This window comes from Pseudomonas sp. R5(2019) (assembly GCF_009905435.1).
In the GTDB taxonomy this organism is placed as follows: domain Bacteria; phylum Pseudomonadota; class Gammaproteobacteria; order Pseudomonadales; family Pseudomonadaceae; genus Aquipseudomonas.
This window is the reverse complement of the sequence record NZ_JAAAMT010000034.1, coordinates 43,503-63,140: the sequence shown is the minus strand read 5'-3', so window position 1 is coordinate 63,140 and position 19,638 is coordinate 43,503. Positions and strand designations below refer to the sequence as shown.

The following is a 19,638-nucleotide window of genomic DNA, read 5'->3' as shown; positions in this document are numbered from 1 at the left end:
GGCTTTAGCCGCGATGGGCTGCGCCGCGGCCCCAGGGTCTGCTGCGCAGCCCATCGCGGCTAAAGCCGGCTCCTACATCAGGATTTGGCAATTGATCGATCAGTAAAAACCGCGGTGTAAGTGCTTGACCGCATGTAAGACAACATATAACTTACATTCAAAGCGGATCAAACACCGCTTGCCATGAGTTCAAGAATTTCAGGGGATACGACGATGACTGCTACTTCATGCCGGGTCGGCGTGGACATAGGTGGGACCTTTACCGATATCGCGCTGGATGTCGACGGCGTGCTGCATTCGACCAAGATTCTGACCGACTACGAGTTGCCTGAGCGTGCCATTCTCACCGGCGTCAACACGGTCATCGAAGCGGCAGGGTTGAAGCTGTCCGATATCGACCAACTGATCCATGGCACCACCCTGGCCACCAATGCCCTGATCGAGCGGCGCGGTGCCCGGACGGCGTTCATCACCACCGAAGGTTTTCGTGACACGCTGGAAATGCGCACCGAAAACCGCTTCGAACAATACGACATCAACATTACCTTGCCGCCACCGCTGATCGAGCGCGAACACCGCTTCACCCTGCGCGAGCGTCTGGATGTGCAGGGCGAGGTGCTGATCGAACCCCGGCAAGCCGACATCGATGCACTGGTCGAGCGCATCGCCGAAGGGGAATACGAAAGCGTTGCCATCGGCCTGATCCACAGTTACATCAACGGTGCCCACGAGCGCCTGGTGCGCGATGCCCTGCAGGCACGCCTGCCGAACGTATCGATCTCCATTTCCAGTGAAGTTTCGCCGCAGATGCGCGAGTTCGAGCGCTTCAACACCGTCTGCGCCAACGCTTACGTCAAGCCGCTGATCAAGTCCTACCTGGACCGTCTGGTGGTGACCCTCAAGCAAGCCGGTGCCGATTGCCCGGTGTTCATGATCCATTCCGGCGGCGGCATTATCTCGGTCCAGAGCGCCGCCGAATTTCCGGTGCGCCTGGTTGAATCCGGCCCGGCCGGTGGCGCCATCTTCGCGGCCGATATCGCCCGTAAATATGAACTGGACTCGGTTGTCTCCTTCGACATGGGCGGCACCACGGCGAAAATCTGCCTGATTGAAAACAAGGTGCCCAAGACCGCCAAGACCTTTGAAGTGGCGCGCACCTATCGCTTCAAGAAGGGCAGTGGCATGCCGATTTCCATCCCGGTGGTGGAAATGGTCGAGATTGGTGCCGGCGGCGGTTCCATCGCCAGCATCGACAGCATGCGCCAGATCCGCGTCGGCCCGCACAGCGCCGCGTCCGAGCCGGGCCCGGCCTGCTATGGTCGCGGGGGCCTGGAGCCGACCATTACCGACGCCAACCTGCTGCTCGGTCGCCTGGACGCCGATAACTTCGCCGGTGGTGCCCTGCGCCTGTCGACCGACAACGCCGCCTCGGCGGTCGCTCGGGTCATCGGCCAGCCGCTGAACATGGAAGCCCTGACGGCCGCTTACGGCATCTGCGAAGTGGTCGACGAAAACATGGCCAACGCCGGGCGCGTGCATGCGGTCGAAAGCGGCAAGGACATCGCCGACTACACCATGATCACCTTTGGCGGCGGCGGTCCGCTGCACGCGGCGCGGCTCTGCGAAAAGATGGGCGTGTCGCGGTTCCTGGTGCCGGCCGGTGCCGGTGTGGGCTCGGCCATCGGCTTCCTTCGCGCGCCGTTCGGCTACGAGGCCGTGCGCAGTGCCTTCGTGCGCCTGTCCGAGTTCGACGCCCCGCAGGTCAACGCGCTGATCGACGACATGAAGGCCGAAGCCATCGGCTTCCTGCGCCAGGGCATGCCCGAGGGCGAGCCGGAGCTGGAGTGCACGGCGTTCATGCGTTATGTCGGGCAGGGCTGGGAAATTCCTGTCAGCCTGCCGTTCAAGCCGTTCGACAACAGCGATACGGTTCAATTCAGGGCGCTGTTTGAAGCGGCCTATACGATGTTCTTCGGCCGCCCCATCGAAGGGCCGGACATCGAGATCGTCAGTTGGTCGGTCAAGGCCAGTTCGCCGCTTCTTCCGGTCGAGCCAGTTGAGCAGATCAAGGCTTCGCATCGGGCCCATGAAGTCACCCGTCGGGAGGTGTTCGATGTGCTGGCGGGCGGTTTTGTCGATGCCGGCATCTACCAGCGCGAACAGCTGCAGGCGGGGGCGCGGATCGACGGTCCGGCCATCATCGCAGAGCGCGAAACCTCGACTTTCGTGTCGTCCTCGTTCACCGCCACGGTCCAGCCCGACGGCTGCCTGCTGGTCGTTCGGCGCTAACGCATCACTTGCAGAGAAGGCGATTTTTCATGAGCGAAACATTGATCGATATTCAAATGCAGGTGATGTGGAATCGCCTGGTCTCGGTGGTAGAAGAGCAGGCGCTGACGCTGATCCGCACCGCGTTCTCCACCAGCGTGCGCGAAGCCGGTGACCTCTCGGCCGGCGTCTTCGACCGTGCCGGCAACATGTTGGCCCAGGCGGTGACCGGCACCCCCGGTCACGTCAACACCATGGCCGAGGCGGTGGTGCACTTTATCAACGACATTGGCCAGGAGAACATCTTCGAAGGCGATGTGTATGTCACCAACGACCCGTGGAAGGGCACCGGCCACCTGCACGACATCACCATCGTGTCGCCGTCGTTCTACAAGGGCAAGTTGATCGGCTACTTCGCCAGTACCGCCCACGTGGTCGATATCGGCGGTCGCGGCTTCGGTCCCGATGCCCGCGAAGTCTACGAAGAAGGCTTGTTTATCCCGATTCTCAAGCTGTTCGAGCGGGGCCAGGTCAACCGCGATTTCATCAATATCCTGCGCAACAACGTGCGTGAAAACGACCGCGTGGTGGGTGACTTCTACGCCCTGTCAGCGTGCAACGAGACCGGCCACAAGCGCCTGCTGAGCATGCTCGAAGAATTCGGCCTGGAAGACCTGGAGCACATCGGTGGCTTTATTCTCGAGCACAGCCGGCGGGCTACGCTGGAGTGCTTCAAGTCGCTGCCCCACGGCACCTACCAGAACAGCATGACCCTGGACGGCTATGACGTGCCGGTGACCCTGGCCGTGACCTTGACGGTCGGCCCGGACGGCATCCTGACCGACTTCACTGGCACCTCGGGCATGAGCCAGTTCGGCATCAACGTGCCGCTGGGCTACGCCAAGGCATACGCCTGCTACGGCCTCAAGTGCATCGTGGCGCCGGAAATCCCGAACAACTCGGCCTCGCTCGCGCCCTTTGAAGTGGTCGCGCCCGAAGGTTGCATCCTCAACGCCAAGCACCCGGCGCCGGTGTCGGTCCGTCACGTGCTCGGCCACTTTGTACCGGACCTGGTGCTGGGCGCGCTGCATAAATGCCTGCCGGGCCAGGTGCCTGCCGAAGGCGCCAGTGCATTGTGGAACCTGCACCTGAGCGTGCGTCCGCTGGAAAGCAACCCGCAAGGCCGCAACGCCGAGATGCTGATGTTCAACAGCGGCGGCATGGGTGCCCGGGCCGGCAAGGATGGGCTGAGCGCCACGGCGTTCCCCAGCGGCGTGCACACCATGCCGGTGGAGGCCACCGAACAGGCAGGGCCGGTGATTGTCTGGCGCAAGGAACTGCGCGAAGGCTCCGGCGGCGCCGGCCTGCTGCGCGGTGGCCTGGGCCAGGAAATCGAAGTCTCGGCCGCTGCCGGTTATTCGTTCCGCTTCAGTGCCATGTTCGACCGCGTTCATTACCCCGCGCGTAGCCTGGAAGGCGGCAAGGAAGGGTCCAAGGGTTATGTCGGTCTGGACGACGGCACCGTATTGCGCGGCAAGGGCCAGCAGTTTGTGCCGGCCGAGCGCCGCCTGGTGCTGAGCCTGCCCGGTGGCGGCGGTTACGGTGATCCGCGCGAGCGCAGTCGTGAAGACGTCGCCAGGGATCTGCGCTTTGGTTACATCAGTGCCGAGCAGGCGCGCAATGATTACGGCTACGAGCCGGGGCAGGGGAACTGAGCCATGGAATTTCAAAGTTCACGGGTGAGAACAGTCAAGAGTTCGCCCAGCATGGCGGTCTCGGTATTGGCCAAGCAGATGCTGGCCAAGGGCGAGCCGGTCATCAACCTGAGCCTCGGTGAGCCGGATTTCAACACCCCGGCCCACGTGATCGAAGCGGCTTACCAGGCCATGCTTGAAGGTCACAACCACTACACCGCGCCCAATGGCTTCGACGCGTTGCGCCAGGCCATCGTGGCCAAGTTCGAACGTGAAAATAGCCTGAGCTACGGGCAGGATGAAATCTGCATCGCCAACGGTGCCAAACAGCTGTTGTTCAATGCTTTCCTGGCCACCCTGGAGCCCGGTGACGAAGTCATCACTCCGGCGCCGTATTGGGTGTCGTACACCGACATGGTGCTGCTCAACGGTGGTGTGCCGAAAGTGATTCCGTGCGGTTCCGAGCACGGCTTCAAGCTGGACGCCGAGCGCCTGGAAGCGGCAATCACCCCCAGCACCCGCTGGCTGATGCTCAACTCGCCGAACAACCCGTGCGGCGCGATCTACAGCCGCGAGGAGTTCGCTGCGCTGGGTGCTGTGCTGGAGCGCCACCCGCGCGTGCTGGTGATCTCCGATGAAATCTACGAGCACATTATTCTGGGCGACAAGCCGTTCGTGTCTTTCGTCAAGGCCTGCCCAGGATTGCGCGAGCGCACCCTGGTCATCAACGGCGTGTCCAAGGCCTACGCCATGACCGGCTACCGCCTGGGTTATGCCGCCGGCCCCAGGGCGCTGATCGTCGCGATGAACAAGACCCAGTCGCAGACCACCACCTGCCCGTCGTCGATCTCGCAATTGGCGACCGTGGCCGCCCTGAACGGCCCGCAGGATTTCGTTCGTGACGCCAATCGCGAGTATCAGGCGCGCGGCGCCATGGTCGTTGAAGGCCTGGCGGCCATCGAGGGCCTGGAGCTGCAAATGCCGGAAGGGGCGTTTTACGCGTTTCCCAAGTGCGCGGCGTTTATTGGCAAGCGCACGCCCGATGGCCAGTTGATCGAGAGCGACACGGACCTGGCCAATTACCTGCTGCGCGACGGCAAGGTGGCGACGGTGCCGGGCTCGGCCTTTGGTCTTGAGCCTTATATCCGCCTGTCGTTCGCCACGTCGCGCCAGCAGCTGGAACAGGCCATTACCCAGTTACGCACGGCACTGGCCGCGTTGGTTTAAGCGCCGGCCCGTCATTCACGACTTTGAGAGTTCGACCATGAGCAAACCCTTTAAACGCCTGTTGATTACCGGTGCGGCCGGCCGCCTGGGCAAAGTCTTGCGTGCGCACTTGCGCGACCTTGCGGATGAGCTGCGCTTGACCGACATCGCCGACATGGGTAGCGCCGCACCCCATGAAGAACTGGTGCGCTGCGACCTGGGCAACCTGGCCGACGTGCTGCCGCTGGCCGAGGGGGTCGATGCGATCATCCATGCCGGCGGCGTGCCGGTGGAAAACACCTTCGCCTCGATCCTCAACGGCAATATCGTCGGCACCTATAACGTCTACGAAGCAGCGCGCCAACATGGCGTGAAGCGGGTGGTGTACACCAGTTCCAACCACGCCATCGGTTTCTACGACCGCACCGAAACCATCGACGCCAGCGTGCCGCACCGCCCGGACAGCCTCTACGGCGTGAGCAAATGCTTCGCTGAAGACCTGGGCCGCTACTACTGGGACAAGTTCGGTATCGAGTCGGTCAACCTGCGCATTGGCTCCTCGTTCGAAGAGCCGCTGGACCGCCGCATGCTGGCGACCTGGCTGTCGTTCGCCGACTTCGCCCAACTGGTGGAGCGCTCGCTGACCGCGCCGCGGGTGGGTCACATGATCGTTTACGGCATGTCGGCCAACCGCGAAACCCTCTGGGACAACCGCATGGCGTCGTCGATCGGCTATGTGCCGCAAGACAGCGCCGACGACTATCGGGAAAAAGTCTTCGCCAACTCCGCACCGCTGGACCCGAACGAGCCGGCGGCTCGTTATCACGGCGGCAACTTTGCCGGTGCCGGCCATTTCGAAGATCCGAAATAACGTCATATCAACGCATTCGCAGAGGTCCGAGCCATGGCTTCGACAGCAACAAAACAGCATTACGACGTGGTGATTGTGGGTGGCGCGGTGAACGGCAGCGCTACGGCCTATTTCCTGGCCAACAACCCGGACTTCACCGGCTCCGTGCTGGTGATCGAGCGCGACTGGACGTACGCCCAATCGGCGACGGCGCTGTCCAGCAGCTCCATCCGCGTGCAGTTCTCCAACCCGATCAATATTCAGATTTCAAGGTTCGGTGCCCAGTTCATCCGCGACTTCCCTGAGCTGATGGCGGTCAATGGCGAGAAACCGGACCTGGCCTTCAAGGAAAACGGCTACCTGTTCCTGGCCGATAACAAGGGCTTCGAGGTGCTCAAGCGCCTGCACCAGACCCAGCTGGACAACGGTGCCGACGTGACCCTGATGGACACCGAAGCGCTGATCAAGCGCTTCCCCTGGGTCAACCCCGACAGCCTGGCCGGCGGCACCTATGGCGAGAAGGATGAAGGCTGGTTCGACAACTACGGGATCATGAACGGCTTTCGCAAGAAGGCTCGTTCGCTGGGCGTGGAGTATGTCGAAAACGAAGTGGTGGAGGTGCTGCGCGAAGGTGACGTGATCACCGGTGTGCGCCTGGGCGATGGTCAGCTGATTCGTTGCGGCACCCTGGTCAATACCGCGGGTACTCGCGGTCGCCAGGTGGCGCGCATGGCCGGCCTGGACATTCCGGTGGAAGCCCGTCGCCGCTCGCTGTTCGTGTTCGACTGCCACACCCCGCTGGCGGGGACGGTGCCGCTGACCATTGACCCGACCGGCGTGTTCTTCCGTCCAGAAGGTCACCTGTACCTGGGCGGTACTTACCCCAAACACGACCCAGAGGTGGACTTCAACGATTTCGACGTGCTGCACCAGGAGTTCGAAGAAGAGGTCTGGCCGATTCTCGCCGAGCGCGTGCCGGCGTTCGAAGCCATCAAGGTGGTCAACTCCTGGGCTGGCCACTACGACTTCTGCGTGTTGGACCACAACGCCATCGTCGGCCCGCACAACGAAGTCGGCAACTTCCTGTTCTGCAACGGCTTCAGTGGCCATGGCCTGCAGCAGGCACCGGCGATCGGTCGTGGCTTGAGCGAGCTGATCACGTACGGCGGCTACCGCAGCCTGGATTTGAGCGCGCTGTCCTATCAGCGCGTTATCGAGAACCGTCCCTTTTTGGAAGACTCGGTCATCTGACCGTGCCGCCTGATGGAGAGAACCACAATGAAAAATGAATCCACAGGTCTGCGCAGCGGCGGACAGGTCTTGGTCGATGCCCTGCGTATCAACGGCGTCGAGCGGGCGTTCTGTGTGCCGGGCGAAAGCTACCTGGCGGTGCTGGATGCCTTGCACGATGCCAAGGACGACATTGAGCTGGTCGTCTGCCGCCAGGAAGGCGGCGCCGCCTACATGGCCGAAGCCTATGGCAAGCTCACCGGCAAACCGGGGATCTGCTTTGTGACCCGTGGCCCGGGCGCCACCAACGCCTCGGTCGGCGTGCACACGGCGTTCCAGGACTCCACGCCGATGATCCTGTTTATCGGCCAGGTGGCCCGGGATCAGGTCGAGCGTGAGGCGTTCCAGGAAATCGACTACCGCCGCATGTTTGGACAAATGGCTAAATGGGTCGTGGAAGTGGACGATGCGGCGCGTTTGCCTGAATTGCTCAGCCAGGCCTTCCACCGCGCCACCAACGGCCGGCCGGGGCCGGTGGTGGTGGCCTTGCCTGAAGACATGCTGACCGATCTTGTGGGGGTGCCTGATGCAGGTCCCGCCCAGGCCATTGAGCCTGCCGCCTCGCCGGCCGCGCTCAGCCAGTTGCAGGATCTGATCAGCCAGGCCCGGCAGCCGCTGGTGGTGCTCGGTGGCGGCGGCTGGAATCAGCAAGCGGTCATCGATATCCAGCGCTTTATCGAAACCCAGAACCTGCCGGTGGCCGGCTCGTTCCGCTGCCAGGATCTGTTCAACAACACCTTGCCCCACTACGCCGGTGACCTGGGGCTGGCCGCCGGGCCGGAGCTGGTCGAGGCGGTCAAGAACAGTGACCTGTTGCTGGTGATCGGCGCGCGCCTGGGTGAAATGAGCACGGGCGGCTATGCGCTGGTGGACATTCCAACCCCCAAGCAGAAACTCGTGCACGTGCACCCGGGCATCGAAGAGCTGGGGCGCGTCTACCAGCCGACGCTGGGGATCAACGCCGGGATGAAAACCTTCGCGGCGCAAGTGGCGAATCTGCCAGCCATCAAGCCTCAGGCGTTCAGCGACTGGACCGCCCAGCTCAATGGTGGCTACCGCGCCAACCTGGACTGCCCGCCATCACCAGGCCCGGTGCAGATGGGCGAAGTGATCGCCTGGCTGAATGAGCGCCTGGCGCACGACAGCATCATGACCTGCGGCGCCGGCAACTATACCGGCTGGCTGCACCGCGGTTACCAGCACCGTACCTTCCGTACCTTGCTGGGGCCGACCAACGGCTCGATGGGCTACGGTGTGCCGGCCGCGGTGGCGGCCAAAATCACCTTTCCCGAGCGCACTGTGGTGGCCTTCGCGGGTGACGGCTGCTTCATGATGAACGGCCAGGAACTGGCCACCGCTGCGCATCACGACGCACGGTTGATCGTGGTGGTGGTCAACAACGGCATGTACGGCACCATCCGCATGCACCAGGAGCGCAGCTACCCGGGCCGGGTCTGCGGTACCCAGTTGCACAACCCGGATTTCGCCGCGCTGGCGCGCGCCTATGGGTTCCACGGCGAAACCGTGGTGGCCACCGAGCAGTTCGCGCAAGCCTTCGAGCGCTGCCTGGCCTCTGGCAAACCGGCGTTGATCGAGGTGCAGGTGGACCCTGAAGCCCTGACCCCGCGCATGAGCTTGAGCCAGATCCGCGAGAAAGCCCAGGCCTCGCGTTGATTCACCTCGGGCGGGACGGATCTTCATCCTCCCGCCTTTTTTTCGCCCTCTCTTTTTGATGAGCTCATCAGCATGAAACTTGCCGATTCTGAACTGCTGCGCGAACGTTGCTATATCGACGGTGAATGGGTGGACGCCGACAGTGGCCAGTCCATCGAAGTCACCAACCCTGCGACCGGCGAATGCCTGGGCCATGTCCCGCGCATGGGTGCCAGCGAAACCCGTCGCGCCATTGCCGCCGCCCAGGCGGCGCTGCCGGCCTGGCGCGCATTGACCGCCAAGGAGCGCGCTGCACGCCTGCAGGCGTGGTTCCAGCAGATCATGCTGCACCAGGAAGACCTGGCCCGAATCATGACCGCTGAACAGGGTAAGCCATTGGCTGAATCGCGCGGCGAAATCGCCTTCGCCGCCGCCTACGTGGAGTGGTACGCGGAGGAGGGCAAGCGCATCTACGGTGATGTGATTCCCTCGCCCCAGGCCGGCCGTCGACTGATCGTGACCAAGGAACCGATTGGCGTCTGTGCCGCGATCACCCCGTGGAATTTCCCGGCCGCGATGATTACCCGCAAGGCCGCACCGGCCCTGGCAGCCGGTTGCACCCTGGTGCTCAAGCCGGCCTCGCAGACGCCGTTCAGCGCCCTGGCGTTGTGCGTGTTGGCCGAACGCGCGGGCATCCCGCGGGGCGTGTTGAGCGTGGTCACTGGCAACTCGGCGGCGATTGGCGGGGAGCTGACCGCCAGCCCAATCGTGCGCAAGCTGTCGTTCACAGGCTCCACGCCCATCGGCATCCAACTGCTGGAGCAGTGCGCGGCGACGGTCAAGAAAGTCACCCTGGAACTGGGCGGGAATGCGCCGTTTATCGTGTTTGACGATGCGGACATCGAGGCCGCCGTTGAAGGTGCCTTGGTTGCCAAATACCGCAATTCGGGCCAGACCTGTGTCTGCGCCAATCGCTTCTATATTCAGGACGGGGTTTACGACCGTTTCGTTGAGCGCTTTGCGCAGCGCGTATCGGAACTGGTGGTGGGCAATGGTGCCGAGCCAGGCACCAGCGTCGGCCCGATGATCGACGAGAAGGCGGTGGCCGGGGTCGAGGCGCTGGTGGCCCAGGCTTGCGAGGCGGGTGCGCGGGTGGTGGCGGGAGGCAAGCGTCATGCGCTGGGCGGGGCGTTCTATGAGCCGACACTGCTGGCCGATGTGACCCCAGAGATGCGCGTGGCCCAGGAAGAAATCTTTGGCCCGGTCGCGCCGCTGTTCCGCTTCAGCAGCGAGCAGGAGGTGATCAGCGCGTCCAACGCCACCGAGTTCGGGCTGGCGTGTTACGTGTATGCGCGGGATCTGGGGCGCGTGTGGCGGGTCAGTGAGGCGCTGGAGTACGGCATGGTCGGCGTCAACGTCGGCGTGCTGGCCACCGAAGTCGCGCCGTTTGGTGGCGTGAAGTCCTCGGGCCTGGGCCGTGAAGGCTCGCGTTATGGCATCGAGGATTACCTGGAAATCAAATACGTCTGCCTGGGGCTCGGCTGAGCCCCGCTCAATATCGGTGTGAATAGAGATGGGTGTGGGAGCAAGCTTGCTCGCGATAAGGGCGCCGCGGTGTTTCTGGCCTATCGCGGTGAGGCCATCGCAGGCAAGCCTTGCTCCCACAAAACCCCGCTCAATATCGGTGTGCATAGAGATGGGTGTGGGAGCAAAGCTTGCTCGCGATAAGGGCGCCGCGGTGTCTCTGGTCTATCGCGGTGGGGTCATCGCAGGCAAGCCTTGCCCCACGTATCACTCGCCACTGTCCACCAGCCGCTGGTAGCGCGACAGGCTTTCTTCCAGGTGCTTGCGCAGGGCTGAGCGAGCACCGCTGACGTCGCCCATGGAGATGGCCGAGAGAATCGCGCCGTGTTCACGGCCGATTTTCTTGATGTGGGCCAGGCGGCTCTTGCCGGTCGACTGGCCGTGCTTGAGGTGCAGGTCAAAGATGATGTCCGGCCCCAGCGCCTCGAGCAGTTGCGAGAAGTGCGGGTTGTTGGTGGCCCGGGCAATCGCCAGGTGAAATTCGAAGTCGGCCCGGGCTTCTGCTTCCAGGTTCGAGCCGTCCAGTGAATTGAAGCGGTCAAAGGCTTCGGTGATCTGCGCCATGCTGGTCGGGCTGCGGCGCTCGGCGGCACGTGCCACGGATTCGGTTTCGATGCCCAGGCGCAGCTCCAGCACATGGGCGGCGGCGCGTACGTCATCAACGGCGGTACTCAGCGCAAAGCCCAGGCGCTTGACGTCCTGCTCGACCACAAACACCCCGACGCCCTGGCGTGCGATCAAGCGCCCACCCAGGCGCAAGGATGCCACGGCTTCACGGATCACCGGGCGGCTGACGTTGAATTCCTTGCACAACTCCTGCTCCGAAGGCAGTTTTTGACCGGGGCCGTATGTCCCCACGTCGATGCGGTTGGACAGTTCCTTGATGACGGTCTCCGCCAGATTGGCCCTGCGCGTACCCAGCGTCGCATTCATATGTGTTGCTCCTGAAGCAATTTGCTCATCACGGTGATGACTGTTTGGTCAGCTTACTGGCTTGCCAAGGCAAATCCGAAGCCCTGATGCCGGTTGATTCGATGATGGCCCGGATCAGCAGAGAATCAAGGGCCGTATGTTATCAAACAACTGATCTGTGAGGGTGCAGGCGCACGGTATCCCGTCTCTGCGCGCCTCGTATCTGTGCAATTTGCCAGCCGTTCTCGACAACTTTGCCCTTTTCACATTCGCCAAGCATATACCAATTGACAGTTGCCTGCTGACTGTTATCTTACAAGTGCGCTCTTGAGCGGATCGCACTTGCAACGAGAAGGTCCCGAAAAGGTCTGGTGCCGTGACAGGGCGCCGGGCATGGAAAAGAAGACTTGCACCTCAAGGTGCTCAATTCGTTTGTCCGATGTTCTTTGGGAGGGTGTATGCGTAAACAAAACTTGGGCTTGACCGCACTGACAGTGGCCGTGACCGCAATCCTGGGTGTGGGCACTGCCGCGGCGAGTGAAACCGAGCAGGTCAAGATCGGCTTTGCCGGCCCGCTGACCGGTCCTTCGGGCCACCAGGGCCTGGATGTGGAGCACGGCGTGAGCATCGCCATCGAAGAGGCGAACCAGCAAAAGCTGAAATTCGGCGACAAGGTCGTCGAGTTCAAGCTGGTCTCCGAAGATGACGTCGCCGACCCCCGCACCGGTACGGCAGTGGCACAGCGGTTGGTCGACTCGAAAGTGGCCGTGGTGATCGGTCACTACAACTCGGGCACCAGTATTCCCGCCTCGAAAATCTATGCCGATGCCGGCATCCCGCAAATCTCTCCCTCGGCCACCAACCCGGCCTTGACCCGCCAGGGCATCAAGTCGGTGTTTCGCGTGGTCAACGACGACGCCACCCTGGGGCGTTACGCCGGCAACTACTTGGTCAACCAGCTGGCGGCCAAACGCATTGCCATCCTCGATGACCGTACCGCGTATGGCCAGGGCCTGGCCGATGAAGTGACCAAGGCGGTCAAGGCTGCTGGCGGCAATGTGGTGGTGCGTGAGTACACCAACGACAAGGCCACCGACTTCAACGCCATCCTGACCACCGCCAAGGCGCAGAAGGCCGATGCGGTGTTCTTCGCGGCACTGGATTACCAGGCCGCACCGATGGCCAAGCAGATGAAAAACCTGGGCCTGAATGCCAAGTTCATGAACATCGGCAACCTGCCCAACGATGAGTTCAAGAAAATGGCCGGCAGCGCGGCCCAGGGCACCTATGCCTGGAACTACGGTACGCCGCTGCAGGACATGCCCAAGGGCGCGGCCTTCGAGCAGAAGCTCAAGGACAAGTTCGGCATGGGCGTGGTGCAGTCTTCGCCAGCCGCCTATGACGCCACCTGGGCGGCGATCAACGCCATGGTCAAGGCTCAGTCGGCGGACCCGGCGGTGTACCTGCCGGTGTTGAAAACGTCCAGCTACGACGGCGTCACCGGCACCATTGCCTTCGACGACTACGGCAACCTGAAAAACGCTGCCGCCACCGTCTTCCAGTTCGAAAATGGCAGCTGGAAAACCCTGTCGGTCGAGCGCAACTGAGCCCACCACGACAACGAAGAACAATAAGCGAGCCGCCACGGCTCGCGACAATAAGAACCCGCTTTTTTCTGACCTGCCATAAATGTCACCGCGTTGCTGTCGCCAGCCGGCGCGGGTCGACACAACGCAGCTTTGAGGATTCAGCACGTGGAAGCCAATTTCGATATTTTATTGCAACAGGTCCTCAACGGCCTGGTGCTCGGCAGCATCTATGCCCTGGTGGCGCTGGGCTACACCATGGTTTACGGCATCATTGGCCTGATCAACTTTGCCCACGGCGAGATTGTCATGGTCGGCGCGATGGTCACGATCTCGGTCCTGACCATGCTTGCAGGCTTCGGTTTCGCTCCAGGCGTGCTCACGTTGCTGTTGGCCATCATGATTGCCGCGATGGTCTGCATGCTGATGGCCCAGGGCATGGAAAAGTTCGCCTACCGCCCGCTGCGCAAGGCGCCGCGCCTGACTCCATTGATCCTGGCCATCGGCATTTCGATCTTCCTGCAGAACCTGGCCATGATGATCTGGGGGCGTGGCTACAAAACCTTCCCCGAGGTGGTGGAAACCCATCCGATCGCGGTGTTCGGCGCCACCATCACCAACGTACAGATGAGCATCATGATCATCTCGGTGGTGATCATGCTGGCGCTCTGGCTGCTGGTCGACAAGACCCGGCTGGGCAAGGCCATGCGGGCCACCGCGCAAAATCAGGAAGTGGCCGGCTTGATGGGCATCAACATCAACCGGGTGATTTCCGCCACCTTCGTCATCGGCGCCTCGCTGGGCGCCATTGCCGGGGTCATGCGCGCGGTCAACTACGGCCAGGCCGACGCCTACATGGGCTTGCTGCTGGGGCTCAAGGCGTTTTCCGCGGCGGTGCTGGGCGGTATCGGCAACCTCTTCGGGGCTATGGCCGGGGGCATCTTGCTCGGGCTGATCGAATCATTGGCGGCGGGTTATACCGGCCAGCTGACCGGGGGCTTTCTGGGCGCCAACTACCAGGACATTTTCGCCTTCATGGTGTTGATCCTGGTGCTGCTGTTGCGGCCTAACGGCTTGATGGGCGAGCGTCAGGCAGACCGGGCCTAGGAGACTGCGCATGAACAATCAATACGCACAATACGCCTTGCTGATCCTGGCGTTTATCGCGCTGCCCTTTGTGGTCGACGCCATACCGTTCCTGGGCCCGACCTGGGTCCGTATTCTGGGCTTTGCCATGCTCTACGTGCTGTTGGCGTTGGGCCTGAATATCGTGATCGGCTACGCCGGTCTGCTGGACATGGGCTATATCGGCTTCTACGCGATCGGCGCTTATCTGTACGCCTTGCTGGCCTCGCCGCACCTGAACATGGTCGGGCTGGCCGAAGGGGTCATGAACTGGCCGCTGTGGATCATCATCCCGCTGGCGGCGGTGGCGGCCGCCATCTGCGGCGTGCTGATCGGCGCGCCGGTGCTCAAGCTGCGCGGCGACTACCTGGCGATCGTCACCCTGGGCTTCGGTGAAATCATCCGCATCTTCATGAACAACCTGGACCAGCCGGTGAACATCACCAATGGCCCCCAGGGCATCAGCGGCATCGCGCCGCTGCATATCGATGGCGCGGCCTGGTCCCATGCCGCCGATGTGGCACCGCAGGCACTGCTGTCGCTGCAAACCAAATGGAGCCTGTTCGGTCTGCAGGTGTCGCCGGTGATCAGCTACTACCTGTTTTTCCTGGCAGTGGTGATCTTTTCCATCATTTTGTCCAAGCGCCTGGAGGTGTCGCGCATCGGTCGGGCCTGGATGGCCCTGCGCGAAGACGAAGTGGCCGCTGAAGCCATGGGCCTGAACAAGCGCAACCTCAAACTGTTGGCGTTTGCGATGGGCGCCACCTTTGGCGGCGTCTCCGGTGTGCTGTTCTCCAGCTACCAGGGCTTCGTCAGCCCGGAATCCTTCACCCTGATGGAATCGATCATGGTGCTGGCCATGGTGGTGCTGGGCGGCATGGGGTCGATTCGCGGGGTGGTGCTGGGCGCCTTGATCCTGTCGATCATGCCCGAGGTATTCCGCGACCTGGTGAACTGGGTTCAGCCGTTCGTGCTGGACAACGTGACCTTTATCAGCCGCGATGTGCTGCGCAACATTCTCGATGCCTCGACCCTGCGGATGCTGGTGTTCGGCCTGGCGTTGATCCTGGTCATGCGCTTTCGTCCCGAAGGCCTCTGGCCGTCCAGCAGGCGGCGTGCCGAATTGCATGAAAACGACCCCGAAGCCGATGACGCGGCGCCAGGCCAGGCAAAAGCACCGTTGGCCATGACTGGGCTGACGCACACGGCCACTGAAGAGGCGAACAAAGTATGAGCCAGGCACTACTGGAGTTGCGCTCGGTCAGTAAATTCTTTGGCGGGCTGCAGGCCTTGCACAGCATCGATTTGAGCATCAAACGCGGTGAAATCCGTGGCTTGCTCGGCCCCAATGGCGCCGGCAAGACCACGTTGTTCAACGTGCTCACCGGGCTTTACCAGGCCGAAGAAGGCAAGGTCGAATTCGACGGCAAGCCGCTGCGGATCAGCAAACCGCACAAGGTCGTGGAGGCAGGCATTTCCCGCACCTTTCAGAACATCCGCCTGTTCCACAATATGACTGCGCTGGAGAACGTCATGATCGGCCGCCACGTACGTACCCGCAGCGGTGTGTTCGGGGCCATTTTGCGCACGCGTCGCTGCATGCAGGAAGAGCGTGAGATTCACGAGGCGGCGCGCTACTGGCTGAACTATGTCGGCATCGGGCGTTTCGCCAATGAGTTGGCGAAAAACCTGTCTTACGGCGACCAACGCCGCCTTGAAATCGCCCGCGCCCTGGCCACCGAGCCCTTGCTGGTGGCGCTGGACGAGCCGGCCGCCGGCATGAACGCCTCGGAAACCGAGGGCTTGCGCAAGCTGATGTGCAAGATGCAGGCCGATGGCAAGACCGTGCTGTTGATCGAGCATGACGTCAAGCTGGTGATGGGCTTGTGTAACCAGGTCACGGTGCTGGAGTTCGGCAAGAAGATCGCCGATGGCCTGCCTTGTGACGTGCAGAAAGACCCTCGTGTGATCGAGGCCTATTTGGGTACGGAAACGGTGTGTTGAGCATGAAAAATATCCTCGAAGTCAGCGACCTGAAGGTTTCCTACGGCGCTATCCAGGCGATCAAGGGCCTGAATTTTCATGTGGCCGAAGGCGAGATGGTCGCCCTGATTGGCGCCAACGGCGCCGGCAAGACCACCACCCTGAAAACCCTCGGCGGGCTGCTGAGCCCGGCCAGCGGGCAGATCACCTTCGACGGCAAGGCCCATGCCGCGATCAAAAGCCATGATCTGATCCGCGAAGGGCTGGCACTGGTGCCGGAAGGGCGGGGCATCTTTCCCAAACTGACGGTGGTAGAAAACCTGGAAATGGGCGCGTTTTCGCGCACCGATGGCAAGGCGGCCATCGAGGCCGACATTGAGCGCATGTTCGGCATCTTCCCGCGCCTGAAGGAGCGCGCCTTCCAGTTGGCCGGCACCATGTCCGGTGGTGAGCAGCAGATGCTGGCCATCTCCCGAGCCTTGATGGGCAAACCCAAATTGCTGCTGCTGGACGAGCCGTCCATGGGCCTGGCGCCGATCATTGTGCAGAAGATATTCGAGACCATCCGCGAAGTGGTGAAGGGCGGGGTGACGCTGTTGCTGGTCGAGCAAAACGCCAAACTGGCCCTGCAAACCTGCCAGCGCGCCTATGTGATCGATGGCGGCAAAATCGCCCTGGAGGGACAAGCCCAGGACCTGCTGCATAACGAGCAGGTCCAGAAGGCCTATCTGGGGGAATAGCCGTTCAAGCCAGCCATTGCCCACGAACGTACCTGTGAGGCGTCGCACAGGTCATTCCATCGGCAGCGCTGAGCAAGGCTTGCTCCAACGCCCGGGCTGCATAGGCCGATTGTAGATGGCGCTCCACATGTGTGAGCGCATCTTCGGCAATGATGCCGGGACGAGTGTCAAAGAGGGGGTCATGGGAATGGCCGCAGGAGCTGAACGCTGTATGGCCGGTTTGACGCAAGGCGCCGGGGCGAAATGCGGGTGGATCGGGGACCGCTTTGGTCATGGTGAGGCTCCTTTGTTTTCTGGAACCGCCACCGTCGCTCTCACACTAGGGTGGCAGCTGTGCACGGGGTGAGAGAACCGGGAGCAGGAGCCAACCCGGCCAGACCGAAGTCTGCCCGAACACAGCCGCCATAAACAATTCGGGTGGTGGCCAATGCCAGTCAGTTAAGCCGCGGAACCTGTAGGAGCCGGGCTCGCCCCAATGCCGGTCAGTTAAGGCGAGATCCATGTGGGAGCGGATTTACCGGATCGCCGGACCGCCGCGAATGAAGGCACCGCGCAATGCCAGAAAAACCGCGGTGAATGGATTCGCGGATAAATCCGCTCCCACAGAGTCTGTGCCTTAACTGACGCGCCTGTGATCTGAAAACGAAAAGCGCAGGCCGTCGGCGGTCCCTTTGAACCATCGGGCCCACTACTCGGTCATCCTTCTTATAAGCGGCATTCCAACCGCTTGTTGACAATCAAGGAGCCATGACCATGAACGAGCAAACCTGCGCCTGCCCCGACTGCAACTGCAAAGTCGGCAACACCCCCGTCGTGCGCGACGGCAAAGCCTACTGCTGCGAAGCCTGCGCCACCCACCACGCGGGCGGAAAACCCTGTGTCCACGCCGGTTGTGGCTGTACCAAGGCTGCTCAGCAGCATTGATAGAGGTGATAGCCATGCCACAAGGCAGCAAAGACAAATACACCGCCGAGCAGAAGCGCAAGGCCCAACACATCGAAGAAAGCTACGAGAAAAAAGGCACGCCAAAAGAGGAAGCAGAAGCCCGTGCCTGGGCAGCCGTCAACAAACAATCAGGCGGTGGTGAAAAAGCCGGTGGCTCTGGTCGACGCACTTCCAGGGCAGCGAAGCAAACCGCCAGGTCGGATTCCGCCAAACGTGCTGCCAAGACCCGCAGCGGTCACGCCCGCAGTTCCACGGCATCGCTGGAAACCCAGACCAGGGAAAGCCTGATGAAAGAGGCCCGCAGTAAAGACATCCGGGGCCGCTCGACCATGAACAAGTCTCAGCTGATCGAAGCGCTGAAACAATCGTAATAAAACCACGGCGGTTCAATGCGCGTGCCGCCGTGGGTTTAACGCCCTGCGAAATCAGAATGAACCCCGGTCTCCTCTGCGTACCTAACAACAGAACCCATCTGGATCACCCTGGCAGTCTCCTAGGCAGCAAGGCTCAGGCGCAGCGCCAGGGCGGCCAGCGTGACGAGCAGGATCGGGAAGGTGATGAGGCTGCCTACCTTGAAGTAGTAGCCCCAGGTGATACGGATGTTTTTGCTGGCCAGCACATGCAGCCAGAGCAGGGTGGCAAGGCTGCCGATCGGGGTGATTTTCGGGCCCAGGTCACAGCCGATCACGTTGGCGTAGACCATGGCTTGATGGATCACCCCGGTGGCTTCAGTGCCCTGGATCGACAGGGCGCCGATCAGCACGCTGGGCATGTTGTTCATGACCGAGGACAACAGCGCCGCGACGAAGCCGGTGCCGATCGCCGTCACCCATAGGCCGTGTTCGGCAAAGCGCTGCAGCAGCTCGGTGAGTTGCTGGGTCATGCCTGCATTGCGCAGCCCGTAGACCACCAGGTACATCCCCAGGGAGAATACGACGATCTGCCAAGGCGCATGCTTGATGACCTTGCGGGTCGAGATGATGTGGCCGCGGCCCGCCACCACCAGCAGTATCACGGCGCACAAGGCGGAAACGGCACTGACCGGAATACCCAGCGGCTCCAGCGCGAACAGGCCCAGCAACAGCAGCCCCAGGACCCACCAGCCGGCCACGAAGGTGTTGATATCGCGGATGGCGTCGCGCGGCGCTTGCAGCGTCGGTTGGAAGCGAAGCGGGATGTCCTTGCGAAAGAACCACCAGAGCATGCCCAGGGTGGCCGCGATGCTCGCCAGGTTCACTGGCCACATGATCGAGGCATACTCGCCAAAGCCGATGTCGAAGAAGTCCGCCGAAACGATATTGACCAGGTTCGACACTACCAGCGGCAAACTGGCCATGTCGGCAATAAAGCCTGCGGCCATCACGAAGGCGAGGGTGGCCGCCGGGGAGAAGCGCAGTGCGGCGAGCATGGCGATCACGATGGGCGTGACAATCAAGGCCGCGCCGTCATTGGCGAACAGGGCCGAGACCGCGGCGCCCAGCAGCACCATCAGCACGAACAGCTTGCCGCCATGGCCATTGCTCCAGCGCGCCATGTGCAGCGCCGACCACTCGAAGAAGCCTGCTTCATCGAGCAGCAGGCTGATGATGATCAAGGCAATGAACGTGGCCGTTGCGTTCCAGACAATCGCCCAGACCACCGGTATGTCACTGAGTTGAACAACACCCGACAACAACGCCACCAGCGCGCCAGCGGCGGCACTCCAGCCAATGCCCAGCCCTTTGGGTTGCCAGATCACCAGCACCAGGGTCAGCACAAAAATCGATGCCGCAATCAACATGGAAAATACTCGGGTCAGATCA

General features: G+C 62.1%; 17 protein-coding genes. 14 read left to right on the top strand and 3 right to left on the bottom strand.

What is annotated here, in order from left to right; genetic code table 11:
* Positions 1-213: 213 nt before the first annotated feature.
* From GUY40_RS20040 to gabD, 7 genes are all read left to right on the top strand, one after another.
* Positions 214-2,289 (top strand): hydantoinase/oxoprolinase family protein, encoded by a 2,076-nt coding sequence (locus tag GUY40_RS20040; protein WP_166570643.1) that lies wholly within the window; start codon positions 214-216, stop codon positions 2,287-2,289.
* A 29-nt stretch (positions 2,290-2,318) separates the two neighbouring features.
* Entirely contained in the window at positions 2,319-3,983 is a 1,665-nt protein-coding gene (locus GUY40_RS20035) for a hydantoinase B/oxoprolinase family protein (RefSeq protein WP_166570642.1), read from the top strand.
* A gap of 3 nt (positions 3,984-3,986) precedes the next feature.
* Positions 3,987-5,189, top strand: coding sequence for a pyridoxal phosphate-dependent aminotransferase (locus GUY40_RS20030; RefSeq protein ID WP_166570641.1), 1,203 nt, complete (start codon positions 3,987-3,989; stop codon positions 5,187-5,189).
* A 37-nt stretch (positions 5,190-5,226) separates the two neighbouring features.
* On the top strand, positions 5,227-6,039 hold the full coding sequence (locus GUY40_RS20025; protein WP_166570640.1) for an NAD(P)-dependent oxidoreductase: 813 nt from the start codon (positions 5,227-5,229) through the stop codon (positions 6,037-6,039).
* A gap of 33 nt (positions 6,040-6,072) precedes the next feature.
* Positions 6,073-7,269, top strand: coding sequence for an FAD-binding oxidoreductase (locus GUY40_RS20020; protein ID WP_166570639.1), 1,197 nt, complete (start codon positions 6,073-6,075; stop codon positions 7,267-7,269).
* A 27-nt stretch (positions 7,270-7,296) separates the two neighbouring features.
* Positions 7,297-8,982, top strand: a complete 1,686-nt coding sequence (locus GUY40_RS20015) for a thiamine pyrophosphate-binding protein (RefSeq protein WP_166570638.1) — start codon at positions 7,297-7,299, stop codon at positions 8,980-8,982.
* A 72-nt stretch (positions 8,983-9,054) separates the two neighbouring features.
* Positions 9,055-10,506, top strand: coding sequence for an NADP-dependent succinate-semialdehyde dehydrogenase (gene gabD / locus GUY40_RS20010; RefSeq protein ID WP_166570637.1), 1,452 nt, complete (start codon positions 9,055-9,057; stop codon positions 10,504-10,506).
* 246 nt (positions 10,507-10,752) lie between these two features.
* On the opposite strand, the gene GUY40_RS20005 is transcribed toward gabD, so the two are convergent.
* Positions 10,753-11,478 carry a FadR/GntR family transcriptional regulator gene (locus GUY40_RS20005; RefSeq protein WP_166570636.1) on the bottom strand — a complete coding sequence of 242 codons (726 nt, stop codon included), beginning with the start codon at positions 11,476-11,478 and terminating at the stop codon, positions 10,753-10,755.
* Positions 11,479-11,915: 437 nt separating this feature from the next.
* Here GUY40_RS20005 and GUY40_RS20000 point away from each other — a divergent pair, with 437 nt between their 5' ends.
* The 5 genes from GUY40_RS20000 to GUY40_RS19980 all read left to right on the top strand — a co-directional run bounded on the left by GUY40_RS20000 (position 11,916) and on the right by GUY40_RS19980 (position 16,891).
* Complete coding sequence (locus tag GUY40_RS20000; protein ID WP_166570635.1) at positions 11,916-13,064, top strand: branched-chain amino acid ABC transporter substrate-binding protein; 1,149 nt, start codon at positions 11,916-11,918, stop codon at positions 13,062-13,064.
* 147 nt (positions 13,065-13,211) lie between these two features.
* Positions 13,212-14,150 (top strand): branched-chain amino acid ABC transporter permease, encoded by a 939-nt coding sequence (locus GUY40_RS19995; protein WP_166570634.1) that lies wholly within the window; start codon positions 13,212-13,214, stop codon positions 14,148-14,150.
* Between the two features lie 10 nt (positions 14,151-14,160).
* Positions 14,161-15,402 (top strand): ABC transporter ATP-binding protein, encoded by a 1,242-nt coding sequence (locus tag GUY40_RS19990; RefSeq protein WP_166570633.1) that lies wholly within the window; start codon positions 14,161-14,163, stop codon positions 15,400-15,402.
* Positions 15,399-16,172: an ABC transporter ATP-binding protein gene (locus GUY40_RS19985; protein ID WP_166570632.1), complete on the top strand. Its 774-nt coding sequence runs from the start codon at positions 15,399-15,401 to the stop codon at positions 16,170-16,172. The genes GUY40_RS19990 and GUY40_RS19985 overlap by 4 nt, the downstream gene beginning before the upstream one ends.
* 2 nt (positions 16,173-16,174) lie before the next feature.
* Entirely contained in the window at positions 16,175-16,891 is a 717-nt protein-coding gene (locus GUY40_RS19980) for an ABC transporter ATP-binding protein (protein ID WP_166570631.1), read from the top strand.
* A gap of 4 nt (positions 16,892-16,895) precedes the next feature.
* Here GUY40_RS19980 and GUY40_RS19975 read toward each other — a convergent pair whose 3' ends face one another.
* A complete protein-coding gene (locus GUY40_RS19975; protein WP_166570630.1) occupies positions 16,896-17,165 on the bottom strand; it encodes a hypothetical protein in 270 nt (89 codons plus the stop codon).
* A gap of 479 nt (positions 17,166-17,644) precedes the next feature.
* On the opposite strand from GUY40_RS19975, the gene GUY40_RS19970 reads away from it, so the two are divergent.
* Complete coding sequence (locus GUY40_RS19970; RefSeq protein ID WP_166570629.1) at positions 17,645-17,815, top strand: metallothionein; 171 nt, start codon at positions 17,645-17,647, stop codon at positions 17,813-17,815.
* 14 nt (positions 17,816-17,829) lie between these two features.
* Positions 17,830-18,207, top strand: coding sequence for a termination factor Rho (locus GUY40_RS19965; protein ID WP_166570628.1), 378 nt, complete (start codon positions 17,830-17,832; stop codon positions 18,205-18,207).
* A 122-nt stretch (positions 18,208-18,329) separates the two neighbouring features.
* Here the strand turns inward: GUY40_RS19965 and GUY40_RS19960 are convergent, their stop codons facing one another.
* Entirely contained in the window at positions 18,330-19,616 is a 1,287-nt protein-coding gene (locus GUY40_RS19960; RefSeq protein WP_166570627.1) for an arsenic transporter, read from the bottom strand.
* Between the last annotated feature and the right edge of the window lie 22 nt (positions 19,617-19,638).

Bases quoted from the DNA above. Each gene is read 5' to 3' on its own strand.
- GUY40_RS20040 (WP_166570643.1), top strand. From the start codon at position 214: ATGACTGCTACTTCATGCCGGGTCGGCGTGGACATAGGTGGGACCTTT.
- GUY40_RS20035 (WP_166570642.1), top strand. From the start codon at position 2,319: ATGAGCGAAACATTGATCGATATTCAAATGCAGGTGATGTGGAATCGC.
- GUY40_RS20030 (WP_166570641.1), top strand. From the start codon at position 3,987: ATGGAATTTCAAAGTTCACGGGTGAGAACAGTCAAGAGTTCGCCCAGC.
- GUY40_RS20025 (WP_166570640.1), top strand. From the start codon at position 5,227: ATGAGCAAACCCTTTAAACGCCTGTTGATTACCGGTGCGGCCGGCCGC.
- GUY40_RS20020 (WP_166570639.1), top strand. From the start codon at position 6,073: ATGGCTTCGACAGCAACAAAACAGCATTACGACGTGGTGATTGTGGGT.
- GUY40_RS20015 (WP_166570638.1), top strand. From the start codon at position 7,297: ATGAAAAATGAATCCACAGGTCTGCGCAGCGGCGGACAGGTCTTGGTC.
- gabD (WP_166570637.1), top strand. From the start codon at position 9,055: ATGAAACTTGCCGATTCTGAACTGCTGCGCGAACGTTGCTATATCGAC.
- GUY40_RS20005 (WP_166570636.1), bottom strand. From the start codon at position 11,478: ATGAATGCGACGCTGGGTACGCGCAGGGCCAATCTGGCGGAGACCGTC.
- GUY40_RS20000 (WP_166570635.1), top strand. From the start codon at position 11,916: ATGCGTAAACAAAACTTGGGCTTGACCGCACTGACAGTGGCCGTGACC.
- GUY40_RS19990 (WP_166570633.1), top strand. From the start codon at position 14,161: ATGAACAATCAATACGCACAATACGCCTTGCTGATCCTGGCGTTTATC.
- GUY40_RS19985 (WP_166570632.1), top strand. From the start codon at position 15,399: ATGAGCCAGGCACTACTGGAGTTGCGCTCGGTCAGTAAATTCTTTGGC.
- GUY40_RS19980 (WP_166570631.1), top strand. From the start codon at position 16,175: ATGAAAAATATCCTCGAAGTCAGCGACCTGAAGGTTTCCTACGGCGCT.
- GUY40_RS19975 (WP_166570630.1), bottom strand. From the start codon at position 17,165: ATGACCAAAGCGGTCCCCGATCCACCCGCATTTCGCCCCGGCGCCTTG.
- GUY40_RS19970 (WP_166570629.1), top strand. From the start codon at position 17,645: ATGAACGAGCAAACCTGCGCCTGCCCCGACTGCAACTGCAAAGTCGGC.
- GUY40_RS19965 (WP_166570628.1), top strand. From the start codon at position 17,830: ATGCCACAAGGCAGCAAAGACAAATACACCGCCGAGCAGAAGCGCAAG.
- GUY40_RS19960 (WP_166570627.1), bottom strand. From the start codon at position 19,616: ATGTTGATTGCGGCATCGATTTTTGTGCTGACCCTGGTGCTGGTGATC.